This window comes from Deinococcus sp. QL22 (assembly GCF_023370075.1).
Lineage (GTDB): Bacteria > Deinococcota > Deinococci > Deinococcales > Deinococcaceae > Deinococcus.
In genome coordinates this window covers 18,708-42,222 of the sequence record NZ_CP097151.1, presented here as the reverse complement: position 1 = coordinate 42,222, position 23,515 = coordinate 18,708, and the positions used below count along the sequence as shown (strand labels likewise).

Annotated in this window: 17 protein-coding genes; 12 read left to right on the top strand and 5 right to left on the bottom strand. The window is 61.6% G+C overall.

Translation table 11 applies throughout. The features are described 5' to 3' along the window. Positions 1-53: 53 nt before the first annotated feature. Entirely contained in the window at positions 54-572 is a 519-nt protein-coding gene (locus M1R55_RS19585; protein WP_249395113.1) for a hypothetical protein, read from the bottom strand. 370 nt (positions 573-942) lie between these two features. Between M1R55_RS19585 and M1R55_RS19580 the strand changes: the two genes are divergently transcribed. After that, a complete protein-coding gene (locus M1R55_RS19580) occupies positions 943-1,281 on the top strand; it encodes a hypothetical protein (RefSeq protein WP_249395112.1) in 339 nt (112 codons plus the stop codon). Positions 1,282-2,190: 909 nt separating this feature from the next. On the opposite strand, the gene M1R55_RS19575 is transcribed toward M1R55_RS19580, so the two are convergent. The 3 genes from M1R55_RS19575 to M1R55_RS19565 all read right to left on the bottom strand — a co-directional run bounded on the left by M1R55_RS19575 (position 2,191) and on the right by M1R55_RS19565 (position 6,714). Beyond that, positions 2,191-2,973, bottom strand: a complete 783-nt coding sequence (locus tag M1R55_RS19575; RefSeq protein WP_249395111.1) for a hypothetical protein — start codon at positions 2,971-2,973, stop codon at positions 2,191-2,193. 177 nt (positions 2,974-3,150) lie between these two features. After that, a complete protein-coding gene (locus M1R55_RS19570) occupies positions 3,151-5,886 on the bottom strand; it encodes a CHAT domain-containing tetratricopeptide repeat protein (protein WP_249395110.1) in 2,736 nt (911 codons plus the stop codon). Positions 5,887-5,997: 111 nt separating this feature from the next. Then, positions 5,998-6,714, bottom strand: a complete 717-nt coding sequence (locus M1R55_RS19565) for an HNH endonuclease (RefSeq protein ID WP_256566032.1) — start codon at positions 6,712-6,714, stop codon at positions 5,998-6,000. Between the two features lie 389 nt (positions 6,715-7,103). On the opposite strand from M1R55_RS19565, the gene M1R55_RS19560 reads away from it, so the two are divergent. From M1R55_RS19560 to M1R55_RS19550, 3 genes are all read left to right on the top strand, one after another. Beyond that, positions 7,104-7,613 (top strand): hypothetical protein, encoded by a 510-nt coding sequence (locus M1R55_RS19560; protein WP_249395108.1) that lies wholly within the window; start codon positions 7,104-7,106, stop codon positions 7,611-7,613. A 136-nt stretch (positions 7,614-7,749) separates the two neighbouring features. Further along, on the top strand, positions 7,750-8,709 hold the full coding sequence (locus M1R55_RS19555) for a hypothetical protein (protein ID WP_249395107.1): 960 nt from the start codon (positions 7,750-7,752) through the stop codon (positions 8,707-8,709). 93 nt (positions 8,710-8,802) lie between these two features. Beyond that, a complete protein-coding gene (locus tag M1R55_RS19550) occupies positions 8,803-9,666 on the top strand; it encodes a hypothetical protein (protein WP_249395106.1) in 864 nt (287 codons plus the stop codon). A 324-nt stretch (positions 9,667-9,990) separates the two neighbouring features. Here the strand turns inward: M1R55_RS19550 and M1R55_RS19545 are convergent, their stop codons facing one another. Further along, a complete protein-coding gene (locus tag M1R55_RS19545; protein ID WP_249395105.1) occupies positions 9,991-10,302 on the bottom strand; it encodes a hypothetical protein in 312 nt (103 codons plus the stop codon). 662 nt (positions 10,303-10,964) lie between these two features. On the opposite strand from M1R55_RS19545, the gene M1R55_RS19540 reads away from it, so the two are divergent. The 8 genes from M1R55_RS19540 to brxC are packed head-to-tail and all read left to right on the top strand — an operon-like array spanning position 10,965 to position 23,484. Then, positions 10,965-11,279, top strand: a complete 315-nt coding sequence (locus tag M1R55_RS19540; RefSeq protein ID WP_249395104.1) for a hypothetical protein — start codon at positions 10,965-10,967, stop codon at positions 11,277-11,279. Beyond that, positions 11,276-13,978 carry a PD-(D/E)XK nuclease family protein gene (locus M1R55_RS19535; protein ID WP_249395103.1) on the top strand — a complete coding sequence of 901 codons (2,703 nt, stop codon included), beginning with the start codon at positions 11,276-11,278 and terminating at the stop codon, positions 13,976-13,978. The genes M1R55_RS19540 and M1R55_RS19535 overlap by 4 nt, the downstream gene beginning before the upstream one ends. Further along, positions 13,975-17,286: a UvrD-helicase domain-containing protein gene (locus M1R55_RS19530; protein ID WP_249395102.1), complete on the top strand. Its 3,312-nt coding sequence runs from the start codon at positions 13,975-13,977 to the stop codon at positions 17,284-17,286. Before M1R55_RS19535 ends, M1R55_RS19530 begins: the two co-directional genes overlap by 4 nt. Next, on the top strand, positions 17,283-17,717 hold the full coding sequence (locus tag M1R55_RS19525; RefSeq protein ID WP_249395101.1) for a hypothetical protein: 435 nt from the start codon (positions 17,283-17,285) through the stop codon (positions 17,715-17,717). The genes M1R55_RS19530 and M1R55_RS19525 overlap by 4 nt, the downstream gene beginning before the upstream one ends. Positions 17,718-17,720: 3 nt before the next feature. Next, the gene (locus M1R55_RS19520) at positions 17,721-18,674 is read left to right on the top strand and encodes a YafY family protein (protein ID WP_249395100.1); all 954 of its coding nucleotides are present in this window, start codon (positions 17,721-17,723) and stop codon (positions 18,672-18,674) included. 23 nt (positions 18,675-18,697) lie between these two features. Then, positions 18,698-19,477: a hypothetical protein gene (locus tag M1R55_RS19515; protein ID WP_249395099.1), complete on the top strand. Its 780-nt coding sequence runs from the start codon at positions 18,698-18,700 to the stop codon at positions 19,475-19,477. After that, complete coding sequence (locus M1R55_RS19510) at positions 19,474-20,007, top strand: BREX protein BrxB domain-containing protein (RefSeq protein WP_249395098.1); 534 nt, start codon at positions 19,474-19,476, stop codon at positions 20,005-20,007. The genes M1R55_RS19515 and M1R55_RS19510 overlap by 4 nt, the downstream gene beginning before the upstream one ends. A 27-nt stretch (positions 20,008-20,034) precedes the next feature. Continuing rightward, positions 20,035-23,484 (top strand): BREX system P-loop protein BrxC, encoded by a 3,450-nt coding sequence (gene brxC, locus M1R55_RS19505; protein WP_249395097.1) that lies wholly within the window; start codon positions 20,035-20,037, stop codon positions 23,482-23,484. Positions 23,485-23,515 lie beyond the last annotated feature (31 nt).

The following is a 23,515-nucleotide window of genomic DNA, read 5'->3' as shown; positions in this document are numbered from 1 at the left end:
CAAGACCGGCCTAAGCCTGTCTATATTTCGTTGATATGGAGTTGGCACAGACCTCATGGTTTGCCCCGCATCCGGATCATGGCCCCTGCCTCTGAAAACCAAGTCAGGAAGCGCTGCAGGCCGTGGTCGGTGGCGTGGGCCTGTTTTTCCACTGCCCCCAGGGCGGCCGCTTGATCGGTGAAGTGCTGTTTGGACGACGTCAGCAGCTGCTCCAAATCTTTTCGAACCGTCTCCAGTTCGTTCTGAAGGCGGGCAGTGTCTTGCTCGTGGCGCCCTTGCGACAAGGTCAACCCTGCTTCGAAGAATCGTTGTAGCCGTTGTTCTTGAGCTTGCAAATCATGACTGAAGGTGAGCTGTGCAGCTCCTTGCCGCCGTACCTCAACTTGGAGTTGAGCGAGTGGGTCTTTGAGTTCTTCCCTGAGCTTGGCAGCGTCACTTCCCCAACGCGCTTCTTTCGGCGCCATCAGTTCGCCTTGCTGTAGGCGGTGCGTTTGAACCACTGCCTGTAAGTCATGAACCAGCGTAGGCGTGTCGGTCTGCCGCCGCTGCAACTCGTCTTGGCGTCTCGCCATGCCTGCACGGAGCGTTTCAAGAGCCTGCTCTACGGTCTGTATGCTGACCTGCTGGCGTTGCACCTCTGTCTAGCGCGTTTGAGCCTCTTCACGAACGCTCTGCAGATGAAGCCCACCACTGTTACCGCGAGAAGCCCGACGCCGCGCTAGAGGGTGACCTGAGAGGAGAAGAGAAAAAAGAAGCCCAGTCCAACAATGAGGCCGCCCGCCTGTGGATCAGCGGCCTGGAAGCCATGCAGCGCAAGCTATGGACCAGAGGTCTGTCGGGGCCTGATCGTGGCGGCTGTACATATGAAGCGTGTTGACCCGCGTAATGGCCAGGAAGCGGTGCCAGCGCTCTGGAAGGTCAGGCAGGGCGAGCGCCTCTCCGATGAGCTGGAGCGTCTCGTCCGGCCTACTGATCTACACCGCCAGTGGTGACAGCGACGGCTCCCTGGGCGGCCTGGTGCGCCAGGGTGAACCTGAACGCTTCGAGCGCACGCTGCTCAATGCGCTGCAGAACGCCCGTTGGTGCAGCAACGATCCGGTGTGCATGGAGTGCCTGCAGGGTCCGAACAGCCTGAACCTCGCTGCCTGCCACAGCTGCACCTTGATTGCCGAAACGAGTTGCGAAGAGTTCAACACCATGCTCGACCGCGGTCTGGTGATCGGCACGCCCGGGGACCAGAGCGTCGGGTTCTTCGCCGAGATGATGACCCGCCTGCCGTAATCAGGACGGTTCTGGATCGTGTCGCCTCAACTGGGTCAGGGGAGTCTGACCCGCCGTGACCGACTTCGAGCCCTCCCGCCACCGTTTCCACTGAGCGCCCAAGATGGTCGAGAAGTTGCTGCACCCGCGCGGTATTGAGGTCAGTCATGAAGCCTGGCGCGAATCTGGCATATCAACTTCGAACCCCTCTTCGCAGAAGACCTGCGCCACCGGGAATCCTGCCCCCTGCTCCCGGTGGGACTTGGACAAGGTCTGTGCGGGTGTGGTCGGCGTCCAGACGGCGCGTGGCCGACGGGAATGGCTTCGTGCAGGGTACCCTCGTTGATCGGCACCGCGAGACCGAAGCGGCACACAGGCTTTCCTAAGCAGACGCTTGGATGGAGACGGCTCAGCAGGGCTAGCAAGATGGATTCCCGTCCACGTGCACCGAGTTCCTCCGTCATCTGCAGGGCCTCCCGCAGAACCAGGCAGGCTTCCTGCAAGTGATTTTGCAGGAGATGTTCCACAGGAGTTAGATGACGTCCGTGCCCGGTGGTACCTGCCCCTCGCAGTAGAGCGCGTCGGCCTCATTGTTCCGTGCCCGAGCCTGGCATCCGTCGATCACCAACAGGTAACCTGTACAGCGCGCTGTAACACTATGACCCTACAGTCCCACCGCTCTACACGGCGTCAAGAGCGACAGTAGCAGGGGCTCACGCGAAGAAAACGAGGGCAAAAATTTCTGGAACTGCACGCTCGAATTGAGAATCTCCATCATCATTCCTGCCACGATCAGAAGAAACAATCAGAATCGAGCGTTCCAGACGTGGTCTACGGTCGCAGCAGGGATGGCTCGAACTTGAGGCTACCCCTGCAGTCCGTCTGCCGCAGGCCAAGTCAAGACAACGCGACCGTCGGAGGACAGCGTTGTCAATAGTCGGACTCCCAGTGTATGTCAGGCTCTTCTTTGCCAGTAATTGGCAAATTCTCCCGCCATGTATCGAGGCTGGGGAGTAAACGGCGATCCACGGGAAACAGGATCCGTAAGCTGGAGGTGTAATCGTCTTCTGGGTCTCTAGGCCGTCCGTAATACACTCGTATACCGTCATCAATCAGGTGAACTTGAGAGCTTCTCCCCACCTTTATTGTGCTCCCTCCTATAAGGCCGGGACGACGTAAGTACTGTGATTGGGTTCCCCACGCCTCGACAGCCAGTCCCCACAGCAGATCAAAGGCCGCTTGCTGGTAGAGCCGTTCAGGGCCAGTTAATTCCTCGCCGGTTTCCGCCGGAGGAGCCAGCAACGTCGAAACGACGCGCTGAGCCAACCGTCCTTGCGACGATGAGTGTGTGGCAAGATCTTGGAGACTTATGATCGTTTCGCCTGGGCCCCAGGGAGACGATTCTAGTAAGGCGCCCAGGTCGAACTGGCACTGTTCACAGACCTCAACAGCGTGCAGCACTTTGCGGTGCATATCCTGCCACGGGCCACGTTCCCAGTTGTCCTTTAATGGCATTCGAGTGTCTGGGGCGAACACACATATCGGTACACCACCATCTCTTTCTTCCCAAGCTAAACCGATATCAATGGCGGTTGCCCGGATTGAGCTGTAGTCCGGGGTTGTTCTCGTGGAACGTGGGTAGTTCTCTATAGATTTTTGAAATTGATCTGATTGAAATGGCTGAAATTTCCTGTGCCTATTTTTCTTATCCATTTGGCTCCCAAGAGGACGTTTTAGTTTTATTTCATTGCATGACCTCATTAGGTCACCCCATCGCGCCAACAACTTGCCGATGGCAGGTATCCGAGAACTGCCCTCCATCGCCCCTAAAGACGTTCCCGGCTCGCCTGAAGAGGAGCTACCGTGTTGACTGCGTCACGTCAAGTGCTTTCAAGCCAAACCGTTCAGGACGAACGGAGCCCACGATCCCAGAGGGTGCTCATCCTCCAACATCGTCAACTTACTCGACCGTACTGCCTCTTGCCACGAGGCTCCCTCAAGCCGACGCTGGTAAAGATCCGCTATCCATTGAGGTGCTTCGGCATCCGAGACAGGCCAAAGCGTCGTAATTGTCCTCCTGGCGCCAGCCAGGAAGGCAGCCTGGGATAACCCGGCGACACTGCGACCAGCGGTCATATCACCGAGGCCGGAGTCACACGAGGAAAACATGACCATCTGAGTCCCGGAGAGGTGAAGACTGGCCAGTTCCCAACCGCGCAGTACACCTCGGAACGACTTCCCGTTATACCCGTCGAGAATTACGACTGCTCTCGAGAATGGGTGCGCCGGGTTCAGCCGTACGTCATTGACTGCAGCCGAGGTGACGTAATGGGCCTGCGCTGTTTCTGGAGTCCACACGTCGGAATGTGTGGCGAAGTGAAGCACGGAAGGGGCGGGGGAGAGATGAAGCAACGTTTGTTCAGTCGCTCGCGGGCTCAGGAGTGCCTGAACCTTCAGCCCGTGCTGCTGCAGGGTTTCGGTGAGCAGTTCCACCTCGAGCCGGGTGCCCGCCAGATTTCGGTACCGGGGAAGCCCCAGGCTCCCTGGTCCGCCCAGGCCAGCCCGGGTTGGAAAGTCGAGCTCTGCAGCCCGGTCGCCGGTTTCCCCGCTCTCATCAGTCCCCGTCTCAAAGGTCTGCACGCCGAGAAGGAGCGCTGAACTGAGCTCGGCCGCTTGGAGTTCCTCCAGACGGTGCAGGCGAACGAGGTCTCTGGGGGTCGGAATCAGGCGGATGCTCACCTGTTCGATGAGTGCGACGGAGCCAGATTCGTGCTCTCGCAGCAGCAGATCCCAGGGGAGGCCATACAGGTAACTGTCACCGCTGATCACGAGACTGTCGAGTCTGGTGCCGAGGCGCAGCATCTGCTCCATCGGAGCCAGCAGAACGTCGTAGAGATGCCGCAACACTCGCTGTAACTCTGGATGAGAAAGGTACAGTTGTTCGCTTGCCTGACTGCGGAGAATATGCTGCAGCTCCCCGACCCACTCTTTGACGCCAGTGGCATCAAAGTACACGAAGTGATGCTCTCCGTCCTGATGCAGGATCTGAGCGAACAACTTCTCGCCGACGACAAGGTAATTCAACAGTGCTTCGCCGCTCTGGAGGGCGTCGGTGACACTTGCTGGTTGGATCTTCCGAAGTCGCAATTCATCTGCCAACCGGCGGGCTTCCGGGTGCTTCTCGAGAGAAAGGTCCAAGCTCTGAAGTTCTTGCATCCATTGATCGACTGCGCCGTCGCTGCGTTGTTCGCCGTAACGTGCCTGAGCGATGGCTCCTTGGAGGTGTTGACGACGTTCAAGAATGTCCTCGAGCTCACCGCTGGCTGCAGCATGAAGAATGCTGGCAAGTCCTTGCTCGATTTCCGCATTTCCCTTGTAAGTCAGGAGAGCAGTCACCTGATTCGTCCAATCCCGTGCCTCTCCCACCTGTACCAGAGGGAACATGAGATGTAGTAAAAGCTCAAGACCTTTTTCTGCCCGTCGCTCGTCAGCGTTCAGATGCTTACTGCTGACAGGAAATTGCTCATTGGCAATCTCTATGTCGAAGGCTTCACTGGCGACAGTCACTGCCTGATTCCACTGTCTGGCTTTGGAGTAGGCATTGGCAAGGTTGCGCAACGTCTCCGCTAGGTCAGAGTGGTGAGAGGAGTGGGAAATACGGCGAAGCTGCACTGCTTCTTCCATCAGCCGCACTGCTTTCTCGGTGTCCCCTCTTCTAGACCTTACTTGCGCCAGATTATTGTTGGTAATGGCCAGCGCCTGATCGGCCGCCGTGGAGTATCGACGTGCCAACGGGAAGGCTTCCTGGTAGAAAGCCTCAGCTTCGTCGAGTTCGTCCCGGTCGAAGTGAAGGTTTCCCAGGTTGTTGAGGCTGAGAGCGATTGCGGCGTGGTTCGGTCTGGCTGCGGCCTTCTGAAGGTCAAGGCCTTCACGGTGAACCCTGAATGCATCAGCCAGACGGCCCTGGTCACGGTAGACGGTTCCCAAGTCGTTCAAAACATCCGCAATGTCATTGTTCTCAGCAGCGCGTGAAGCGCGGTACACCTTGAGAGCTTGGGTATAGCTCTCAACAGCTTGAGGGTATTGTTTCAACGATCCGTACACCTGACCTAAGCTGTGCCAGGCATTCGCGTGTACAGGCGTAGCTTCGCGCTCGCCACCCAGAAGTTCTAAAACTTCCCGGTGGGTAGCGATGGACTTCTCGAAATGCTGCAGTTCCTTCTGCAATGTGGCCAGGTTGACGAGGTCAGATAACCACTCGCTAGGAGCGTGATGGCGTGAAACACTCGATACCTCTTCCAATACTGGAGCGGCGAGGTGCAAAGCCCGGTCTTGGATGTATTGCATTCCAAGCCTACGTGCATGCCCGAGATACGTTTTTGGACGCCCATGCATCTGCGCATGCTGCCGACGGAGAGCACGGCGTAAAATTGGGAGATGCTCGTTTGCAGAGTCATCTTCTTTCGAGGCGATCAGCTCAATCAAAATGAAGTGGAGATCAAATGCCTTGGGGAATTGTGTGTGCAGCTGTGCTTGAAACTTATCCATAGCTTCAGAAGTCAGCCCATCCGCTGTGACGTTGAGGAACTGGCTGAATAAGGCAGAAGCTTGGGGATCATTGGTCATAGAACTCCTTTAAATACTGCGGAATGAGACGTGTAGCCTAACTTAGGGGATTGAGGTCTGTCGTGTTGGCGAATGTGCAGCGCTGGAGAATAAGGAAGCGAGAGGAACGATTCACGCACTTCTCGCCCTTGGCAGCGCATTGGCTTCGGTAGAAGTCCGTTGCGTCGGTTTCCAGTATTGAGCTGGGACTCCCAGTGGAAACAGGAAGCCGTCCGCGGGGAGAGCAAGGCACAGGCCCTGCAGATAGTCCGCGTCGTCGTTCCAGCTGTGAAGCTTGACGCAGGAGCCTTCTCTGTACCAGCCGAGCGCTCTCTGAGCGTCGTGTGCTGTCAACGGAAGATTCAGGTGCAGCTGCGCAGCGTGGTCGCGCACCCAACGGAGCACTTCGCCGAAAAATACGACCCTCCCGGCCTCGTGGTAGTCGGCCAGAATCATACGGAACCCTTCAACGTCCTGTTCCCCTTTGCCGGGATAAGCCCCGTTGTTACAGCGCCGACACGCTGCGACCATATTTTCCAAGCGTTCTACCTCTGAACGGCCGCTTGATCTGGGGATCTGATGCTCGATCTCGACGCTCTCAGGCGCGCCGATAGTCAGCGGATTCATGGCCTGACCACAGTACCAACAGCGGTACCCCAGGGCGGCGGCCTTCTGTAGCGTGAGGCGGCGCGCCTTTGATTCCTCTGCATTCGTGGACGTCACACGTTTGCAGAGCCTCGGGTTAGACCGGAAGGTAAGGCGCAGGCTTTCGTCGTAAACCGCTTCATAGACACCTGGCTCCACTCCGAAGGGGTTAGATGACACAAGGTAGGTTCTGGTCTTAGGCATGCATTTCTCCCTGAAATCTAGAGACTGGTGTAGGGCGGCAACCCGCGCGTTCCAGCGAGGTGCAGCATGAACGGCTTAGGGCAGGGGCACTGAAAAGAGGGAAATCTCCGGGAAGGTATTTCCGAGATGCCAGGCTGTTCAAGAACAGGCCTCTCAAAGCCCGCAACAACTTCTGAAGTTTGTGGCCCTCTAGAATCGTCACCGTCATGCCAGAACGCATCGCACTGCAGCCTCTTGTAGGCAAAAGAATTTATTTCGAGGCCCAGACTGTTTGTCTCTCCCCAAGACGGAGCAACCTGCGAACGATTCGTGGGACGCCCTACCTGTGCCTGCAACCCATCGCAGTCAATGGCCGTTCACTCCCTCAAAAACCAGAGAGTAGAAAAGCAATGCACGTATGGGTGGCCCTGCCCCCGGCCTTGATCCACCGTGTGCAGACCAGTTCCGTCCCCCTCGGTATTCGTGGGTTCGGAATAGTGAGCCTGTACCGGCGTGAGGATGACACCTTGGCTTACGGACTCAGTCTGGTCAGAGATTTGGAGACGCAGGATCCCGTCAGCCTCTCCTGGGCCGTCGTAGCGGGAACCGCGGGGCCAGTTCTTCAGGGAGAGGTAACGCCACAAGTTCGCCTTCGGTTGGAAGCCGACCAGATCGAGTATCAGGCCTGGATGGATTTTTTCAGACCGAATGTGTCCGCAGTACACCGCAAAATCGTGACTTACCGGCAGCGGAGCGGTGATCCGCACTACCCGGCGTATCGTCAGGTCGTAACGGCAACATTTGAGACGCTCCAGGCAGGGCAGTTACCTGAAGCTGTCAGGATGAATACGGTGTACTACCTGATGGGTCAGTGGCGCGCCGATCAGGTACCGCGACATCTGCGGGAAACCTATCCGTAAGCGGATGACATCGGGAACTGAACGGGTCCACAGCTGGGCAGTCAACTACTGATAGGATTTCCCTCTTTTCAGGACGATGCAGCTCTGTGCGGGATGCTGATGAAATGAAGTCGATCGGGCAACCAGGGTGGTAAATATGAACGAGGAATTTTGGAAAGAGGAGCTGGCGGCGCAGCGAATGCAGGCGGGGTTGTTCTTGGCCGTCGCCGGAGAATACGTCAGTCCTGAGGACGGTTCAGACCCACTGCTCGCCCGAATCGACCGGGTCTGTCTGCTGGTGCAAAAGGAGCGCCAACGGCTCACGACGGCGCGGTCACTCGTGAATCCGTCTCCTTCACGGTCTGCGCAGATCAATGCGGAAAAAGTAGAGCTTGCGCAGGAGTTAGACACTCTGTTACGCGAGCTTGCAGCTTCAGCCAGTCTGGTTGCCGAGGTGCTGAGGGTCTACAGCTTCGACACTCCCGCAGGAGCACAGGACGCTACACGGGGCATGATGGACACACCAAATCTCACGCCACCTGTAGCGGAGGTGCGGCGGTTCCAGCAGGCTTTGGATGACCGGAGTCTCTCCCCGATGACGATTCCACCAGGCAGTCCTGTGACGACGTATCTGCAAGCCTGGCAGACGCTCCTCGACCACTTACAGGAACTTTACGCGGGCATGGACGAATTATCCTCCAGCACAGCGTTCGTGATGCGTCAGGAGAATGCAGAGGCAGTAGATGCCTTGCTTGCAGACGATGCCTTTCCCGAAGAAGCTGCGGAGGTTCTCGAACAGGTGTTGACTTTGCATGATCTTTCCAGTGGTGAAGTGCAGGTTCTGCAGTTGACGGGACTGCAGGTGGAGGGGCGGGACTGGATAGTCCGGTTTGCTGCCCAGTCCGAGCCTTTGCCGCTGCTGGCCAGAGGAGAAATTCTAAGGGTAGTCTCCGTCGATGGCAGCCTAGCCGAGGACATTGCCCATCAGGATTTGGAGTTCCAAGAAAGTGCGCTCCATATCGTGGGGGTCGAGCCTCAATCATTGGAGGTCCTAGGCCGCTTGGCCGTCCATGACATCCAGCAGCTGGCACTGCTTCATTACGGACACAAGCTCTGAGACGCTCTCGTCAAACCAGCTGGCGTGGCCCAACGAGAGACTCATGGGGCGTAACCTGGTGAGTCAACCTGTTGCTGTGTCTAAGGGCCGGAAGTGACTCTCGACCCACTCCGGATCAAGAACAGTCAGACTGCCGCACGCGCCGTTCTGAACATCATGGCGCATTATGGTCTGCAGCCCCTCTCGTACAAGCCAGCCACCTTTGCAGAGTTCATGCTCCTCGCTCTGCGCACCTTCACCAACGACCGGGCTACATCTCTTCAGTTGGAGGAGGGTGTGCTTGACGTTCTGAACCATCTTCAGGCTGTTCCTACCACCAAACCGGTCGCGTTGATGCTCGAACGGGCGCTTCAGAGGTCGAATCTGATCGTTCATACGCGGTCTTGGCGTGAAGTGAAAGTGGCAGACCTATTGTTCCTGAGTCGAGGGCGAGGGTACCGATATACCAAGATTGTTGGCAATCAAGAGTTCAGGACACGGCTGGATGAGGTGCTGCTGGCCGATCTGCAGGGCCTGGCAGCTTTGGGAGGGAGCGACAGCCGTCACCTGTGCGTGCTGCTGGCTCATATGGTGAAACTTGATTTGTACATGCATTTTCATTCAAATGCACCGTCGACTGCAGAAAGCATACGAGACCTGCGACCATATGAAGAGATTTCACTCTATCTGGCGTTCAAAAGTTTTTTGATGGCGAAACAAGATGTCTTTGATCCTGAATTGAAGGGCTTGGGGTTGTCCTTTGGGGGAGACGAGGTCAATGCCCTGCAACGGTTCCTACAGCTCCAAGGAATTTACAGGTTCAGCGACTGGCTCCCGGTTTCGTCACGTTTTCTAGCCGATCAGTTCCCCATGTCGCCACATCTTTCTGAAGGGGAGATGCCTGATATGAGCTTGCACGATCCGAGGGAGATATGGAGTGCTTTACGCCGAGGCCTCATTAGAGCAGAGGTAGGGTGACGCACCCTCACTTTCTCGGTTGGTTCGGGGAGAAGCGCGATGATGACTGCCGTCGTCTAGCCCGAGATGATAGGGACCCGACGTCGTCCCAGGCAGAGGTTTGAGTGCGTAAGGCCGCAACACCTTTAAGGCAATCTGGGTGATCACACGCAGCAGCGGATCTCAGATTCCCACCCGTCGTCATGTGTGAAAAACGTTTCAAGCGTGATGAACACCTAGTCGAACGCCTGCACAGCAGCTCTCAGACCTGTCCCGCTTCGCGCGGAAGACCCTGTCCTAGCTTGCATAGGGTATTGGTAGACCGTCGTTCCTTCCTGATGGCTTCTAGCCTGCCCTGAAGGCAAGTCCACTGCCAAAGCAAGGGTAATCATGCTGTAGATCCACACCAAATGACTCAGTTCCGCTGCTGAGCGAGAGGGGCAGGCGGCGGCAGGCTGCTGGCAGAGCGCTCTTTCCTCCAGACCGGAACGTACTTTGCCGCGCTTCCCAGATATGGGTGATCGCATTCGTCAAGGCAGCGAGCCGGGTCGCGTCCAGGTTGACGGCACGGGCGGTCTGAAACTGCAGCGCGGGGATTTGCCGCAGACTGGCCAGTGTGATGTGCTCCTGGTCGAGAAGCTCAATAGGGTCGAACATGCCTCAGCATAGGCGAGTTGAGTCAGTCGGGCGAAGTTGATCCACAGCGTGCTGCGGGGCCGTTGCACGACGGCAGGACGTGTTAAGGCTAGAACACGTCGTAGGCCACGGCGAGATGGTGGGCTGGCAGGTCGTGTTTCCTAATTACAACGCACAACAGCGTCCAGGCCGAAGGCTATGGTGGCAAAGGTGACGACAATTTGACCACAACCGGGCCGACACAGGTTGGTTCTTGGGAATACAGGGTGGTGCAAGGTGAGCTGGAAAATGGGTTCTCAGACGGAGAAACGCTATCATGGTCATGCCGATGTAGGTCTTCAGATACAGCTCAATCCCTGAATCCCCAAAACGTCAGTGCTGGGTTACCAACGTATCCTCTTCCAGCTTCTATGGGCGTGATAGTGACAGCACTGAAGTCTGTCACCATCGACCTTCTCCTGCCACAGCGCTGAGGGATTGAGAACAGCAGGTGTGTTGTGGCCGGTAAAAATTGTCTGCACGGAGGTGTTTTTGAGCAGTTGCCTCCGCTCGATCTCCATTCAGGTCAAGGGTTGCGGGGGAGTTGGTTGAGTTCACGTCACTGGGTGACGCGCCGCCTCTCCTTTCCAGCTGTCAGCCACTGCCGTCCCTCACTGCGACACTGCTCTCAGGAGGCCAGACCCATGAATGACGTGATGATGACGGCACATGCTGTAGAGAGGTTTCAGGAGCGGTTCGCCGGCAATCTCAGCTGGAACGGTGCCCAAGAGCGCCTGCGGCGGTTGCTGCGCCGCGCCCGCTTCGTGTCGGTTCGCCCCGGCCATGCCCGGCTTTACGCGCTGCAGGACATGCGCTTTCTCATCCAAGACGGCCTGCTCATCACCGTCTACCGCCTGCGCTGGCCCCCTCCCCCCCCCAGCGAAGACCTGTGGTGCAGCGAACCGTTGCCGCATCTGCGTCATTGCGTGTCACCCTCAGCCGCTAGGCTGAGGGCGTGACCCGGCTGCTGCTCACCCACCCGTATCCCAGCGTCCTGCGGGCAGCGGTGGCCGCCCGCTTTGTTCCCCACTTGCAGGTGGTGGTGCCCAATGTGCAGGCTGGGCGCGACCTGCGGGGGGCACTGCGCGGGGCGGGCCAGGCCGTCACCCTCACCCAAGTGGCCCGCGAAGCCCTGCGCACTGCGGGTTGGACGCTCCTGAGTCCCGGGGCTCGCGACGCCTTCTTCAGGCAGATTTTGGCTGACGTGCCCCTGAGCTATTTGGAGCCACTGCAGCTTCGGGGCGGCACCTTGCGCAGCCTGCAGCGCTTGATGGGGGAACTCATGCGCTCGAATGTGCAGCCCGATGCCCTGCTGCGCGTGGCCGCCCCCGGACGCGAGCAGGACGTGGCTCAAACCTACGCGGCGCTGCTGGCCCGCTGCGAGGCAACGAAAACTTACGACAGCGCGGGCAGTGAGTTCTTTGCGGCGCGGCTGACGGCTTCGCTCCTGCCGGCCCGGCCCACCCTGGTCTATGGCTTCGCCTATTTCGACGCGGCGCAAGTGGCGCTGCTCGACCGGTTGTTGGCTCCCGGTTCATTGATCACGCTGCCGTTTACGGCGGGTGTCCGCGGACTGGGCCGAACGCAGGCGACGCTGGAGGCGTTGACCCGGCTGGGTTTTGAGGTCACGCCGCTGGACGGCCCGGCCCGCCTGACGGGGGATCAGGTGATGGCCGCCTACGTGGGTGCTCACGCGGCGCCCACAAGCCTGCACAAAGAAACGTTTCCCGACATCGAAAGTGAAGTCCGGGCCTGTCTGCGGCAGGTGCGGGACTGGGTGGCGAAAGGAACGGCCCCTGAGCGGCTGGCCGTCATCGTCCGCAGCGAGCAGACCTATCTGGGCACCCTGATGGACGTGGCGCGGGAGTACGGGCTCCCGCTGGTGAGTGGCCAGCAGGTGCCGCTGCTGCACACGCCCTTGGGTGGGCTCATTCAGGCCTGGGTAGAGGCCCACACCAAAGAGTGGCGCTACAGCGCGGTTCGCCGCCTGCTCAGCCATCCGCTGCTCGCGCTGTCCTTTGACGCCCTGGCGCGAGGCCGGGCATTGCAACCAGGTTGTCCTGCAGGGCTGACTGCCTGGCATCCTGACCTGGGCTGGTTGGAGGTGCCGGAAGAAACCACCTGGCGCGGGGGCCTCGGTCTCTTGCAGCGCCTGATGGCCGAGTTGGGTGTCTTGGCGCGCTGCAAAAACGACCCAGCCCTGAACGTGGCGCTGAGCCTGCTCCTCGACCGCCTGCAGGCCGAGTCGCGCTGGGAAGGTTCGTGTTCTCAGGGAGCCGTGTTGAACCTGATTGAGCATGCCCTCGAGACGGTGACGGTGCCGGTGCTGCTGGGGCGCAGCGGCGTGCGGGTGGCCACGCCCCTCGCGGCACTGGGCCGCCAGTTCGACTATGTCTGGGTGCTGGGCCTGGCCGATACGCTGTTCCCAGCCCGGACAGTGGATCATCCCCTGATCGACAGTGTCATCCGGGCCCGCTGGACTGAGCAGGGCGTGACCGTGCCCGACGCGTCTACGCTGGCCAGTGTGGAAGAAGCGCTCTTCTTGGGAGCGGTCGCGGGCGCAGGGATTGATCTGGTGGTGAGCCGTCCGCGGCGCGGGGCCGATGGCCGGGAACTGCGTCCCAGCCGCTTCTGGAGCAGGCTGGGTGACGTCAACCCGGCAGAGAGGGCCTCGCCGCTGGGCTCGGAAAGTGAGCGGCACTTGGCCCTGGCCCTGCAGGGTGGGCGGCTGCCAGATGGCCTTGACATCAAGGTGGCCGTCGAGCGTGACCGGGACGCAGGCCTGCCGGGAGCACACGCCGGACAGCTTCAGACCCCTGTTGCGGTCAGTGGATGGCGTTGGAGTCCCACACAACTTCACTCGGCAGGCGCTTGCCGCTACCGCTGGTTTGCCCAGAAGCTGCTGCGGCTGGATGAACCGACTGACCCCGATCAGGGCGAAGACCGCCGGGTGGTGGGCACGCTGCTGCACGCGGCCCTGGAAGGAGCCTTGCAGGGCGAAGCACCCAGTGACACCACGGCCGACCGGGTTCGCCGCGCTGAGACTGCCCTGACTCGCCAAGACCGCCTGTCACGGGCCAGCGGTGAACTGCGTCCTGGCCCCCTCTGGCCCGTTGTGCGCGAGGAGATCCGCCGAACTGCGGTACGTGCCGTCCAAAGTTCCAGTTTCGTGCCGGAAGGCTGGAGGCCATTGCATTTGGAAGCACGCCGCGAGTTTGAGGTGCAGGCCGGGCCACATACCTTCTCGCTGGTGGGCGTGATTGACCGGGTCGACCAGACCCCGGACGGGTTAACCGTGACCGACTACAAGACCGGCTCCTACGTCAGCAAGGTGGTGCACGGCGGCGTCATGAATCTGGAAATCCAGTTGCCGCTGTATATGGCGGCAACTGGAGCCACCGGGGGCCGCTACCTTAGCATCGAACAGGGCCGCCCTCTGCCGCCAGGGGCCGGGCCGGGCGCCGAGGGCCCGCGCAAGAAGTACAGCTGGGGAGAACATCAGACCCGGGTGACCGACTTTTTGGTTGGGTTGGGCGACGCGCTGACGCGGGGCGACGTAGCCCCCAGCCCGGACGACAAGCGTGAAGCGTGTGCCTACTGCAACCTGAAACCAGTGTGTAGAGACCGGGGGCAACCTGTTCTGGAGGGGCAGCCATGACCGAATTGAACACCCAGGCCGCCAGTCCCTTTACACCCGCGCAGCAGCAGGCCATCTTCGCTTCCGGCAGCGTGGCGATCTCTGCCGGGGCGGGCAGCGGCAAGACCCGCGTGCTGGCCGAGCGCATCCTGCACCTGCTGGGCACAGGAGTGCGGCCTGGACAGATCGTGGCCGTGACCTTTACCGAAGCGGCGGCTGCCGAACTGCGCGAACGGATCACGGGCGTGGTGGAAGCGCGGGCGGAGGAGGGCGGCGTCTGGCCCGAGCTGCTCTCGGCCCTGCCGCTGATGCAGGTCAGCACCATCCACGGCCTGTGCGGACGGGTGGCCCGTGAGCATCCTGCCGAAAGTGGAGCAGGCCTGGGCTTCGAAGTCCTCGATGAATTGGAGGCCCAGGCCTGGTTGGGTGAACATCTGCCTGGCGTCCTGGCCGAACTGCCTGCGGCCACCTTGCTGGCGGTGCCGAGCAAGATCCGTGCCGACGTGCTGGAGACCCTGCTGGATGACCCTACCACCGCCGCTCAGGCTCTGGAGGTGGCCGCGAACGCTGCGGCCCTCGACCCGGCCACCCGAGCCCTGGGAGTGTGGCCGACCGTGGCCGCCGACTGGAACGCGGCGCTGGAGGTGCTGACCGGTCTCCGGGGGCCAGAAGGCGACAGCCTGGAGCAAATTCGCCGGGAGGTGCTGGCCGCTGCCGTGCCTGCCCCTGCTCTCGCTCCCGTCCTGTACGGTGTGCGCACCGCTCTCGCTCCACACAAAGGCAGCATCGGCAAAGGCTGGGCCAAAGACGACAAGGTTGCCGTGCATGCGGCGCTGCAGAGCCTCAAGGCGCTGGCCGGCCGGGACGACCTGTTGGGCGAAGCTACGCCCGACGCCGTAGCACACGGAGCAGCCGTGCTGGCGCTGAGAGACATCTTCAGTCACGTCACCCGCCGCCTGACTGAACTCAAGGCCGAGCAGGAGTGCCTGACTTTTGCCGATCTCGAGACTTCCGCCGACCGGGCGCTGGCCCAGCCGCAGGTGCGGGCCTATTACGCTGCGCGCTGGACGCACCTGCTGCTCGATGAGGCGCAGGACACCAACCCGGTGCAGTGGCGCATTCTTTCGGCACTGGCCGGAGAGGGGGTCAACCTCACGGTGGTGGGCGACGAGAAGCAGTCCATCTATGCCTTCCGGCGGGCGGACGTGACCGTGTTCCGGGCGGCCCAGGCCGACGTGCTGGCACGCGGCGGGGAACTCGTGCCGATGGGCACGTCGTTCCGCACACATCACCGCCTGGTCGAGACCGTCAATGCTTTCTTCCGCAGCCTGATGGGGGGGCCGGAGTTGGCACGGCCCACGGCGGCCCGCTTCGAGGCCCTGAGCGCCCACCGGACGGCCCATCCCTTCGGGGAGGACGCGCCCAGTGTGGAGCTGTATGCCCTGGCCGGAGAGGAGGATACCGCCAGTCTGCGGGCCGCGGAAGCCACGCTGCTGGCGGGGCGCATCCAAGCGTTGCTGCTGGCGGGCGGCTTGGTGCATGACCGCAGCCGTTCAGAGGGGCGGCCCCTGCGCTTGTCGGACATCGCCCTGCTGTTCCGGGCCCGAACCGACTTGAAAATCTACGAAAACGCGCTCGTGCGGGCGGGGCTGCCTTATGTGGTGTACGGCGGCCGGGGTCTGTATGACCGCCCTGAAGTGCAGGATGCCGTGAGCCTGTTGGGGGCAGTGGCCGACCCCACGGTCGATGTGGCGTTGGCCGCCGTGCTGCGTGGCCCACACGCGCACCTGACTGATGACGTGCTCCTGGAAATCGCCCAGGAGCGAGGGACAGGGGAGAGCCTCTGGGCCGCGGCGGGCCGCAATGGCCGCCCACAGGTGCAGGCTGCCGTGACCCTGCTGCGGGAGCTGCGCGAAGCCAGCGTGAGCCTGAGTGCCTCGGCGCTGCTGGCTGAAGCGGACGCCCGGACAGGCACCCTGCTGGTGCATGCTGCGCAACCGGACGGCCTGCGCCGGGTCGAGAATCTTCGCCGCTTTCAGGCCCTGCTGCGGGGCTGGGCCGTGCAGGGGATCCGCGATGTGGTGGGCGTGGCCGATCACCTCGCCAGCCTCGCGCGCCTGGGGGCGCAGGAGGCTGAAGCCCTCAGCCCCCACCCGGACGCTGTGCAGCTGATGACCATTCACGGCAGCAAAGGCCTGGAATTCCCAGTCGTCATCGTGGCCGACGCACTGCGGCAGGGAGGCGGGCCGCCCCCGAAGGTGCGCTTCGATGCCCGCCTGGGTGTAGCCCTGCGCCTGCCGCTGCAGGACGACGATCTGCCGCAGTGGGACGCGCTGGAGGCAGTGGCCCGCGAGCAGGAACTCAGCGAAGCCGAGCGGGTGGCCTACGTTGCCTTCACGCGAGCGGCAGACCTGCTGATCCTGAGCGCCCCGGCCAGCGAAACAGGAAAAGCTCAGGAACGCTTCGCCGCCTTTGCCGGCCACCTGCCGGAGGCGGGCGTGGAGCGGCATTACCTGAGCGCGGCAGAGGTGCCCTCGGTGCAGCCTCTCGTCCTAGAGCAGGGTGGGGCGCGTCCTACCCTCAAGGTGCGCAGCGGCCCTGGCGTCATGCTGCCCGGCAGCCTCCCCGCCACCAGCCTCGCGACCTACCGGCAGTGCCCGCGCAGCTTTGCCTACCGCCATCTGGAAAACCGTCAGCCGCTGGCAGCCCTCTGGAGTGAGCGCCGGGAGGCTGAGGCCGGCAATCCGCAGGGCCGGGTAGCCGGCCGGCAAATCGGGGACGCCGTCCACCGCTCTCTTGAGCACGGCTGGACAGCGGCGCAGATGGCCGAGCACTTTCCTTACTTGGTCGGCCCAGACCTTCAGACGGTGGTGGCCTGTGTGCAGGGCTTTGCCTCGGAGACCTTTGCAGCGGTGAACACCCTGCCCTACGAGCGGGAGAAGGTCATTCAGGTGCAGGTCGGTTCTATCCTGTTCGAGGGCACGGTGGATGCCTTTGATCCGGCCAGCAGCCTGGTACTGGACTACAAGACCGACCGGGCGGTGCATCCGGAACACCACCTGACTCAACTCGCGCTCTACGCGCATCACCTGGGGGCCACTGAAGTCGCTCTGGCCTACCTGCGGCCTGAGGTTCAGACATTGCATGTGTTCACGCCGGAGGATTTGCAGCGTGGATGGGAAGGGATTGAGGAAGCGGTCGACCGCCTGAGCCAATTGGAGTTCGCGCCGACACCGGGGCCAGCTGTTTGCCGCCTGTGTGCCTTTCGGGGCGTGTGTGACGCGGCCTCTGACGCTCCCCTTCTGCCGTTTTCAAAGGAGTCCCTATGACCGATGCCGAACTTGCCCCAACCCCTGCTGCCCCAACCCCTTACGCGCAGGCCATCTTTGAATTTCTCTCGGAAGAAGGCTTTCGGCCCAAGATGGACGACGACGGAGACGTGCACTTCCGCTGCGAGGGGAATGCGTACTACGTGGCCGCGCAAAGCGGTGAGGCGCAGTACTTCCAACTGGTGTTTTTGCCGTTCTGGCCCATCGAAGACGCGGCCGAGCGGGTGCGGGTTCATGAGGCGGCGGCCCACGTTCACAACCACCTGAAGGTGGGCCGCATTCTGGTACTCGAAGACAATGTGATGGCCGATGTGGCCGCCTACTTTCCCGAAGACCAGACCTGGCAGGGCGTGTTTTACCGGCATCTGGGCGGCCTGCAGGCCGTGGTTCGCAGCTTCCGTGAGCACATGCGCGCGCAGCTGGAAAACTGAGCCGTGAGTGCCCCGGAAACAAAAGCGCAGCGCGTTCGGGCCGTGTTGGATCTGCTGGGGCACGCCGAGTGCTCGGCGCGAGACCTCACGGGCCGCCTGGGCCTGCCAGAGAACAAGCTCCGCAGCATCCAGCGTGATCTGGAAGAACTTTCCCTGAGTGGAGACATCGAGCGGCTCTCTAGCGGGAAATACAGGCGACCCGTCAAACCCACGTCCCTGAATCCGGTGGAGGCCCTGGCGGTGTACTCGGCGGCGCGGATGCTCTATCACCATGCCGCTGACTACAACGAACATTACCTGACAGCGCTGGAAAAGCTGACCGCACAGCTGCCTGCCCCAGCCCAGCGCGTGGCCGCCCAAGCAAACGAGGCCTACCACCAGAAGAAAGGCTCCAGCGACCTGGCCACGACGCGCACCTTCGAACTGGTCGCCCGCGCCTGGCTGGAAGGGCGCGTCCTGAAATTCACCTACCACTCGCTGGTCAAGGCGTCGCAGGTGGAGCTGGTGATCTATTTCATCGAACTCAATCCACAGAACCGTCAGGCCTACGCGATTGGCGTGAACCGTCTTAAGGGCGGAGACCGGCCCTTCGTGTTCCGCATTGCCCGCATGCATGACGTGACGCTGCTCAACGACGCGTGCTCTATTCCCGAGGATTTCCACCCGATGAAGTACCTGTCGGGTGCGTGGGGCATCATGACCGGCGACCCGGTGCGCGTGGAACTGTTTTTCACGCCGGAGATGCGGGAACGGGTGCGCGAGGTGCACCTGGGGCCAGCCGCCGAGGTGGCGGTTCTCAGCAGCGGTCACACGCGGGTGTGCCTGCAGGTGGGCGGATGGAAGGAACTCGTGCCGTGGATTTTGGGCTGGGGCGGTGAGGTCGAAGTGCTGGGGCCGCCTGAGCTGCGGGCCCACGTCGCGGAGGCGCACGGAAAGGGGCGGGCTCTGTATGGATGATGGCCTCCGCTATGCTAAGCCCAATGAACAGTGTTGTAGACGAGACTTCTCGCCAAAGCCGTGGGAAGGGTGCAGGCCAACTGTCTGTACACACCGGACGTACCCTGATGCTGCGTGACCTTGTGACGGTGTTAGACAGCGGCGTGGCAGTTGCCGGCAGCTCCGGGATGCGCCGTGCTGTGGTGGAAGGAAACGTGTTGGGAAAACCGACTGTTCGCACACGCATGGCAAGCTGGACCTACCTTAACCGGCTTTATGGCCTGTCAGACACCTCTGCCGTCATGAGTGCCTTCCTGTACCTGTGGCAAGCAGTGCCAGAGGCCCGGCCCCAACTGGCCCTGCTGCGTACCCTAGAGCGTGATTTCCTGTTGCGGTTGAGCGCGCCGTGGATCATGACCCAGCTGGTAGGGCAGGCGGTGACAGCTCCTGCCTTGGCCACAGAATTGATGCGGTTGAACGTGACCTACAGCGAAAAGACTCTGGCAAGCATCAGCAGCAATCTGCTGTCGTCCTGGACTCAGGCGGGCTGGCTGGCGGGCCTGAACCCCAAGCGGCGCGTGGCGGTTCAGTGGCAACCGGGAGCCGCCGCCTGGTTGCTGTACACGGCCTATGGGCAGGGCCAGCGTGGAGCGGGACTCTACGACACGCCACTGGCCCATCTGCTGGGTCTAGATGCAGAGCAGCAGGACGCGCTGGCCTTCGCCGCCTCACAGGAACGGCTGCTCTCCTATAAACGGTTGGCCGACGTCGTCGAGATCACCTTTCCCGGCTGGGATGCCCGGTCATCCGGAGATCCCGCATGAGCCCTGCTCAGCAGTTGCTGCAGAGGTACCGCTCGCACCTCGAGTTGCGCTGGCCTCCGCACCTATCAGCCACTGAGCGCGTGTGGATCGCTGTCTATGATCCAGAAGAAGAGAGGCGGATGCGGGCCGCCCTGCCGGAGTTTGCGCTGGTGACGGAGGCCGCTGGGGTTCAGTGGGCACACGTCGACCTGACAGACGCCTTCGCGCAGTGGATGAATGCCCATCCTTACCGGGACGACTATTTCCGGGAACCTGAACTGCTGTCTTCCACTCTGCCGGAGTTCGAGGAGCAACTGCTCGAACAGCTGCGAACCACATTGACGGCCCTACCCCCGCGCAGCGTGGTCGGCGTAACAGGTGCCGGTGCCCTGTTTGGCCTGACCCGCATTTCGAAAGTCATCGAACGCGCCGCCCCCGCTCTCCAGGGCCGCATGCTGCTGTTTTTCCCCGGCTCGCTGGATGGCCACAACTACCGCCTGTTCAACGCCCGTGACGGCTGGAACTACCACTCTGTCGCGCTGGTTCCCTGATGTGCTCTTTCCCCTTGGAGTGTTCCTGTGACTGATGTAAGAACGACTGACCTAACCAATGCCGATGTGTTCTACCGCAATCCTCAAACTTTCATCATTCCCAACAACGGCGTGACCACGCTGAGAGCACCAGACGACGACAAAGAATGGAGCGTCCTGCGGTGGGAACTGGAGAGCTTCGTATGCGAAGGCCAGTATGCGGACGGCCTCAAACGGCTGCTTCAAACCTATCTGGGCCGGGTCAACGAGGCCGAGCAGCCAGGCTGGTGGGTCAGCGGCTTTTACGGCTCCGGGAAGTCTCATTTCGTGCGGGTGCTGGAACACCTCTGGGCTGACACCCGCTTTCCAGACGGCAGCACGGCCCGCGAACTCGTCACGGTGCCCGATGAGGTCAGTGTCCTGCTGCGTGAGCTGACGACCACCGGACGGCGGGAAGGAGGGCTCTGGGCCGCGTCTGGCACCTTGGGGGCCGAGGTCGAGGGCGCGGTGCGGCTGGCCTTTGCCCGAATTTTGCTGCGTGCCGCTGGCCTGCCCGCTGAGTACCAGCAGGGCCGCCTGGTGATGTGGCTGATGCAAAAGGGTGCCTATGAGGCTGTGAAAGCCGCAGTGGAAGCCTCCAGCGAAACTTGGCGCTTTGCGCTGGGCAACATGTACCTGTCGCAACCCTTGGCCGCGGCCATTCGGCTGCACGTCCCGGGGTATCAGGACGACGCCACTGTCCGGGAACTGCTGCGCCTGCAATTCCGGAAAACCGACGACATCAGCGAAGACGAACTGGTCAGCGTGGCCGAAGAATTGATGGCCCTTCAGAGTCAGAAGCCGGGCAAGTTGCCTTGCACATTGGTCATCCTTGATGAAGTTCAGCAGTACATCGGGGACAGCCGGGAGCGCGTGGATCAGGTGGCCCGCCTCGCTGAAACCGTCACCAAGCGCTTTGGGGGCCGCCTGATCCTGATCGCCACTGGGCAGTCGGCGATGGGGGCCACGCCGCAGCTCGCCAAGATCAAAGACCGCTTCCCAATCGGCATCGAGCTGAGTAGCACGGACGTGGATCAGGTGGTGCGCAAGGTCATTTTACGAAAAGACCCCGCACATTTGCCGGAAATCACCCAGGCGCTGGAACGGGCGAGTGGGGAGATTGCGCGGCATCTGCCAGGCACCAAACTGGCTCCGCAAGGCAGCGACCAGGCCGTACTGACGCAGGACTATCCGATCCTGCCCACCCGCCGCCGCCTCTGGGAGGAGTTCCTGCGGGCCATTGACCGGGCGGGAAGCACCGGGCAGCTGCGCAGCCAGCTGCGGATTACGCACGAGGCGACCCAGCAGGTTGCGAACCAGGCCGTGGGGCATGTGGTGGGCGCAGATTTTGTGTATCGCCCGCTGGCGGGGCATCTGCGCTCCACGTCTGTGCTGCTGGACGATACCTACACCCTGATTGAGCGGCTGGACGACAACACCGAGGCGGGACGGCTGCGCCAACGGGTGGCCCAACTGCTGTTTATTCTGTCTAAGATTGACTCCCGGTTAGGTGTGCGGGCCACCGAGGCGACCCTCGCCGACCTGCTGATTGAGGATTTGGGCGCTGGGAGCGGCGGCCTGCGGGCCCGCTTGCCTGACTTGCTGAAAGACATGATCAATGCAGGCACAGTGATGCAGACCGGATCGGAATACCGCCTGCAAACCAAAGAGGGCGGCGAGTGGGAAAGCAGCTACCGCAGCGCCTTCAATGCCCTGCAAGACGATGAAGTCAGGCAGGTTCAAGAGCGGGACGCTTTGCTCCGCCGTGCTTTAGAGACCGTGACCAAAGGGCAACTGACGATCAGTCAAGGTGTCAGCAAAACTCCCCGAAAGGCTGAGGTCACTTACACCGCACCTATCAGTAGCGGCAACGTGCCCGTGTGGGTGCGCCCCGGCTGGAACGATTCGGTGCAGGAGGTGCGGGACGACGCTCTAGCCGCCGGGAGCGACGCATCCACCGTGTACGTGTACATTCCTGAACCTAAACGCGCCGAGTTCAAAGAACAGTTGACGACTTGGCTGGCGACCGGGGAAGTGCTGACGGCCCGGCCCACGGCCAGTACCCTGGAATCCCAGGAGGCCCGCTCGGCCATGCAAACGCGCCGCAACATCGCGCTGGCTGAAGTAGAGCGGCTGATCGCGCAGGCGGTGGACGGGGCACAGGTCTTTCAGGCCGGCGGACAGGAACTGGACGGCAACCTCCGTGCGGCGCTGTCCACGGCCTTGCAATCTGCGGTGTCGCGTCTCTACCCCCGCTTTGGCGACGGCGATCATGCCCGCTGGGAAGCGGCGTACAAGCAGGCCCGGCTGGAGAACCACAGTGCTCTGGAAGCCGTAGGCTTTCACGATGACCTCCTGAAACATCCCGTGGTACGGGCCGTGCAGGGCGAAATCGGGGCCGGAAAAAAGGGAAGCGACCTGCGCAAACTGTTGACGGGCGTCCCCACAGGCTGGCCGCAAGACGCCGTAGACACCGCCCTGACCCTGCTGACCCTGACTGGACATCTGCGGGCCACGGTGAACGGCTCGCCCGTGCAGGCCAAGCAACTGGACGCCTCTACGCTCAGTAAGGCTGAATTCCGGCTGGAGAACGTCACGCTGACCAAAGGGCAACTCCTGATGGTTCGCAAGCTGTACCAGGACATTGGTCTGAAAGGGGACGCCGGGCAGGAAGCCGCGCAAGCCTCGGCCTACCTCAAACTGCTGAACGAGAAAATCAATGCTTCAGGGGGAGACGCGCCCCTCCCTGAGCGCTTGGGGAATGCTCCTTTGCTGGGCTTGCAGGGCCTCGCCGGGCCGGAACTGCTGTTGCAATTGGCCCAGGCCAATCCTGAGCTGTTGGCCCTTCGTAAGGCCGCCGACGACCGCGCCGAACTGATCAAGAAGCGGCTGGACCACTGGCAAAAGCTTCAGACGCTGCTGCGCCACACCTCCGACACTGACTTAAGAGGCCAAGCCGGGGCAATTAAAGCAGGCCGCCTGCTGCTGGCCGAACCCGACCCGATGGAGCCGCTGCGAACCGCCCTGATGAACAGCCTCCGCAGCGACCTGCAAGCGGCCCGGGCCGCCTACGCTGCGGCCTACACCAGCAGTGTGCAGGGCCTCGATACACTGCCTCAGTGGACCGCCCTGACCGCTTCCGAGCAGTCCACCTGGCTGCGCCGAGAGAGTCTGACTGCGCCGACCGAGGACAAGCTGGGCGGCATCAACGAGATTGTCAGTGCCCTGGAGCAGCAAAGCCTGAAAGCATGGCAAGACGCCACCGAATTGGTGCCCAGCCGGGTAGACCGGGTGCGGCAAGCGTTCCTGAAAAGCCTGGAACCCGCTGCGAAATGGCTGCGTCCTCCCAGTGCGACCCTCAAAACCACAGGCGACGTGGACGCCTATGTGAATGCCCTGCGGACGCAACTGCTGAAGATCGTGGACGGCGGCCAGCCCGTGATCGTGCAGGGGGAATAGGCTCCGCTTTCCAGTTGCTATTTACTGTTTA

What these genes read in the sequence shown, in the direction of transcription:
- M1R55_RS19585 (WP_249395113.1), bottom strand. Translation starts at nt 572, where the DNA reads ATGGCGAGACGCCAAGACGAGTTGCAGCGGCGGCAGACCGACACGCCT.
- M1R55_RS19580 (WP_249395112.1), top strand. Translation starts at nt 943, where the DNA reads ATGAGCTGGAGCGTCTCGTCCGGCCTACTGATCTACACCGCCAGTGGT.
- M1R55_RS19575 (WP_249395111.1), bottom strand. Translation starts at nt 2,973, where the DNA reads ATGGATAAGAAAAATAGGCACAGGAAATTTCAGCCATTTCAATCAGAT.
- M1R55_RS19570 (WP_249395110.1), bottom strand. Translation starts at nt 5,886, where the DNA reads ATGACCAATGATCCCCAAGCTTCTGCCTTATTCAGCCAGTTCCTCAAC.
- M1R55_RS19565 (WP_256566032.1), bottom strand. Translation starts at nt 6,714, where the DNA reads ATGCCTAAGACCAGAACCTACCTTGTGTCATCTAACCCCTTCGGAGTG.
- M1R55_RS19560 (WP_249395108.1), top strand. Translation starts at nt 7,104, where the DNA reads ATGCACGTATGGGTGGCCCTGCCCCCGGCCTTGATCCACCGTGTGCAG.
- M1R55_RS19555 (WP_249395107.1), top strand. Translation starts at nt 7,750, where the DNA reads ATGAACGAGGAATTTTGGAAAGAGGAGCTGGCGGCGCAGCGAATGCAG.
- M1R55_RS19545 (WP_249395105.1), bottom strand. Translation starts at nt 10,302, where the DNA reads ATGTTCGACCCTATTGAGCTTCTCGACCAGGAGCACATCACACTGGCC.
- M1R55_RS19540 (WP_249395104.1), top strand. Translation starts at nt 10,965, where the DNA reads ATGAATGACGTGATGATGACGGCACATGCTGTAGAGAGGTTTCAGGAG.
- M1R55_RS19530 (WP_249395102.1), top strand. Translation starts at nt 13,975, where the DNA reads ATGACCGAATTGAACACCCAGGCCGCCAGTCCCTTTACACCCGCGCAG.
- M1R55_RS19525 (WP_249395101.1), top strand. Translation starts at nt 17,283, where the DNA reads ATGACCGATGCCGAACTTGCCCCAACCCCTGCTGCCCCAACCCCTTAC.
- M1R55_RS19515 (WP_249395099.1), top strand. Translation starts at nt 18,698, where the DNA reads ATGAACAGTGTTGTAGACGAGACTTCTCGCCAAAGCCGTGGGAAGGGT.
- M1R55_RS19510 (WP_249395098.1), top strand. Translation starts at nt 19,474, where the DNA reads ATGAGCCCTGCTCAGCAGTTGCTGCAGAGGTACCGCTCGCACCTCGAG.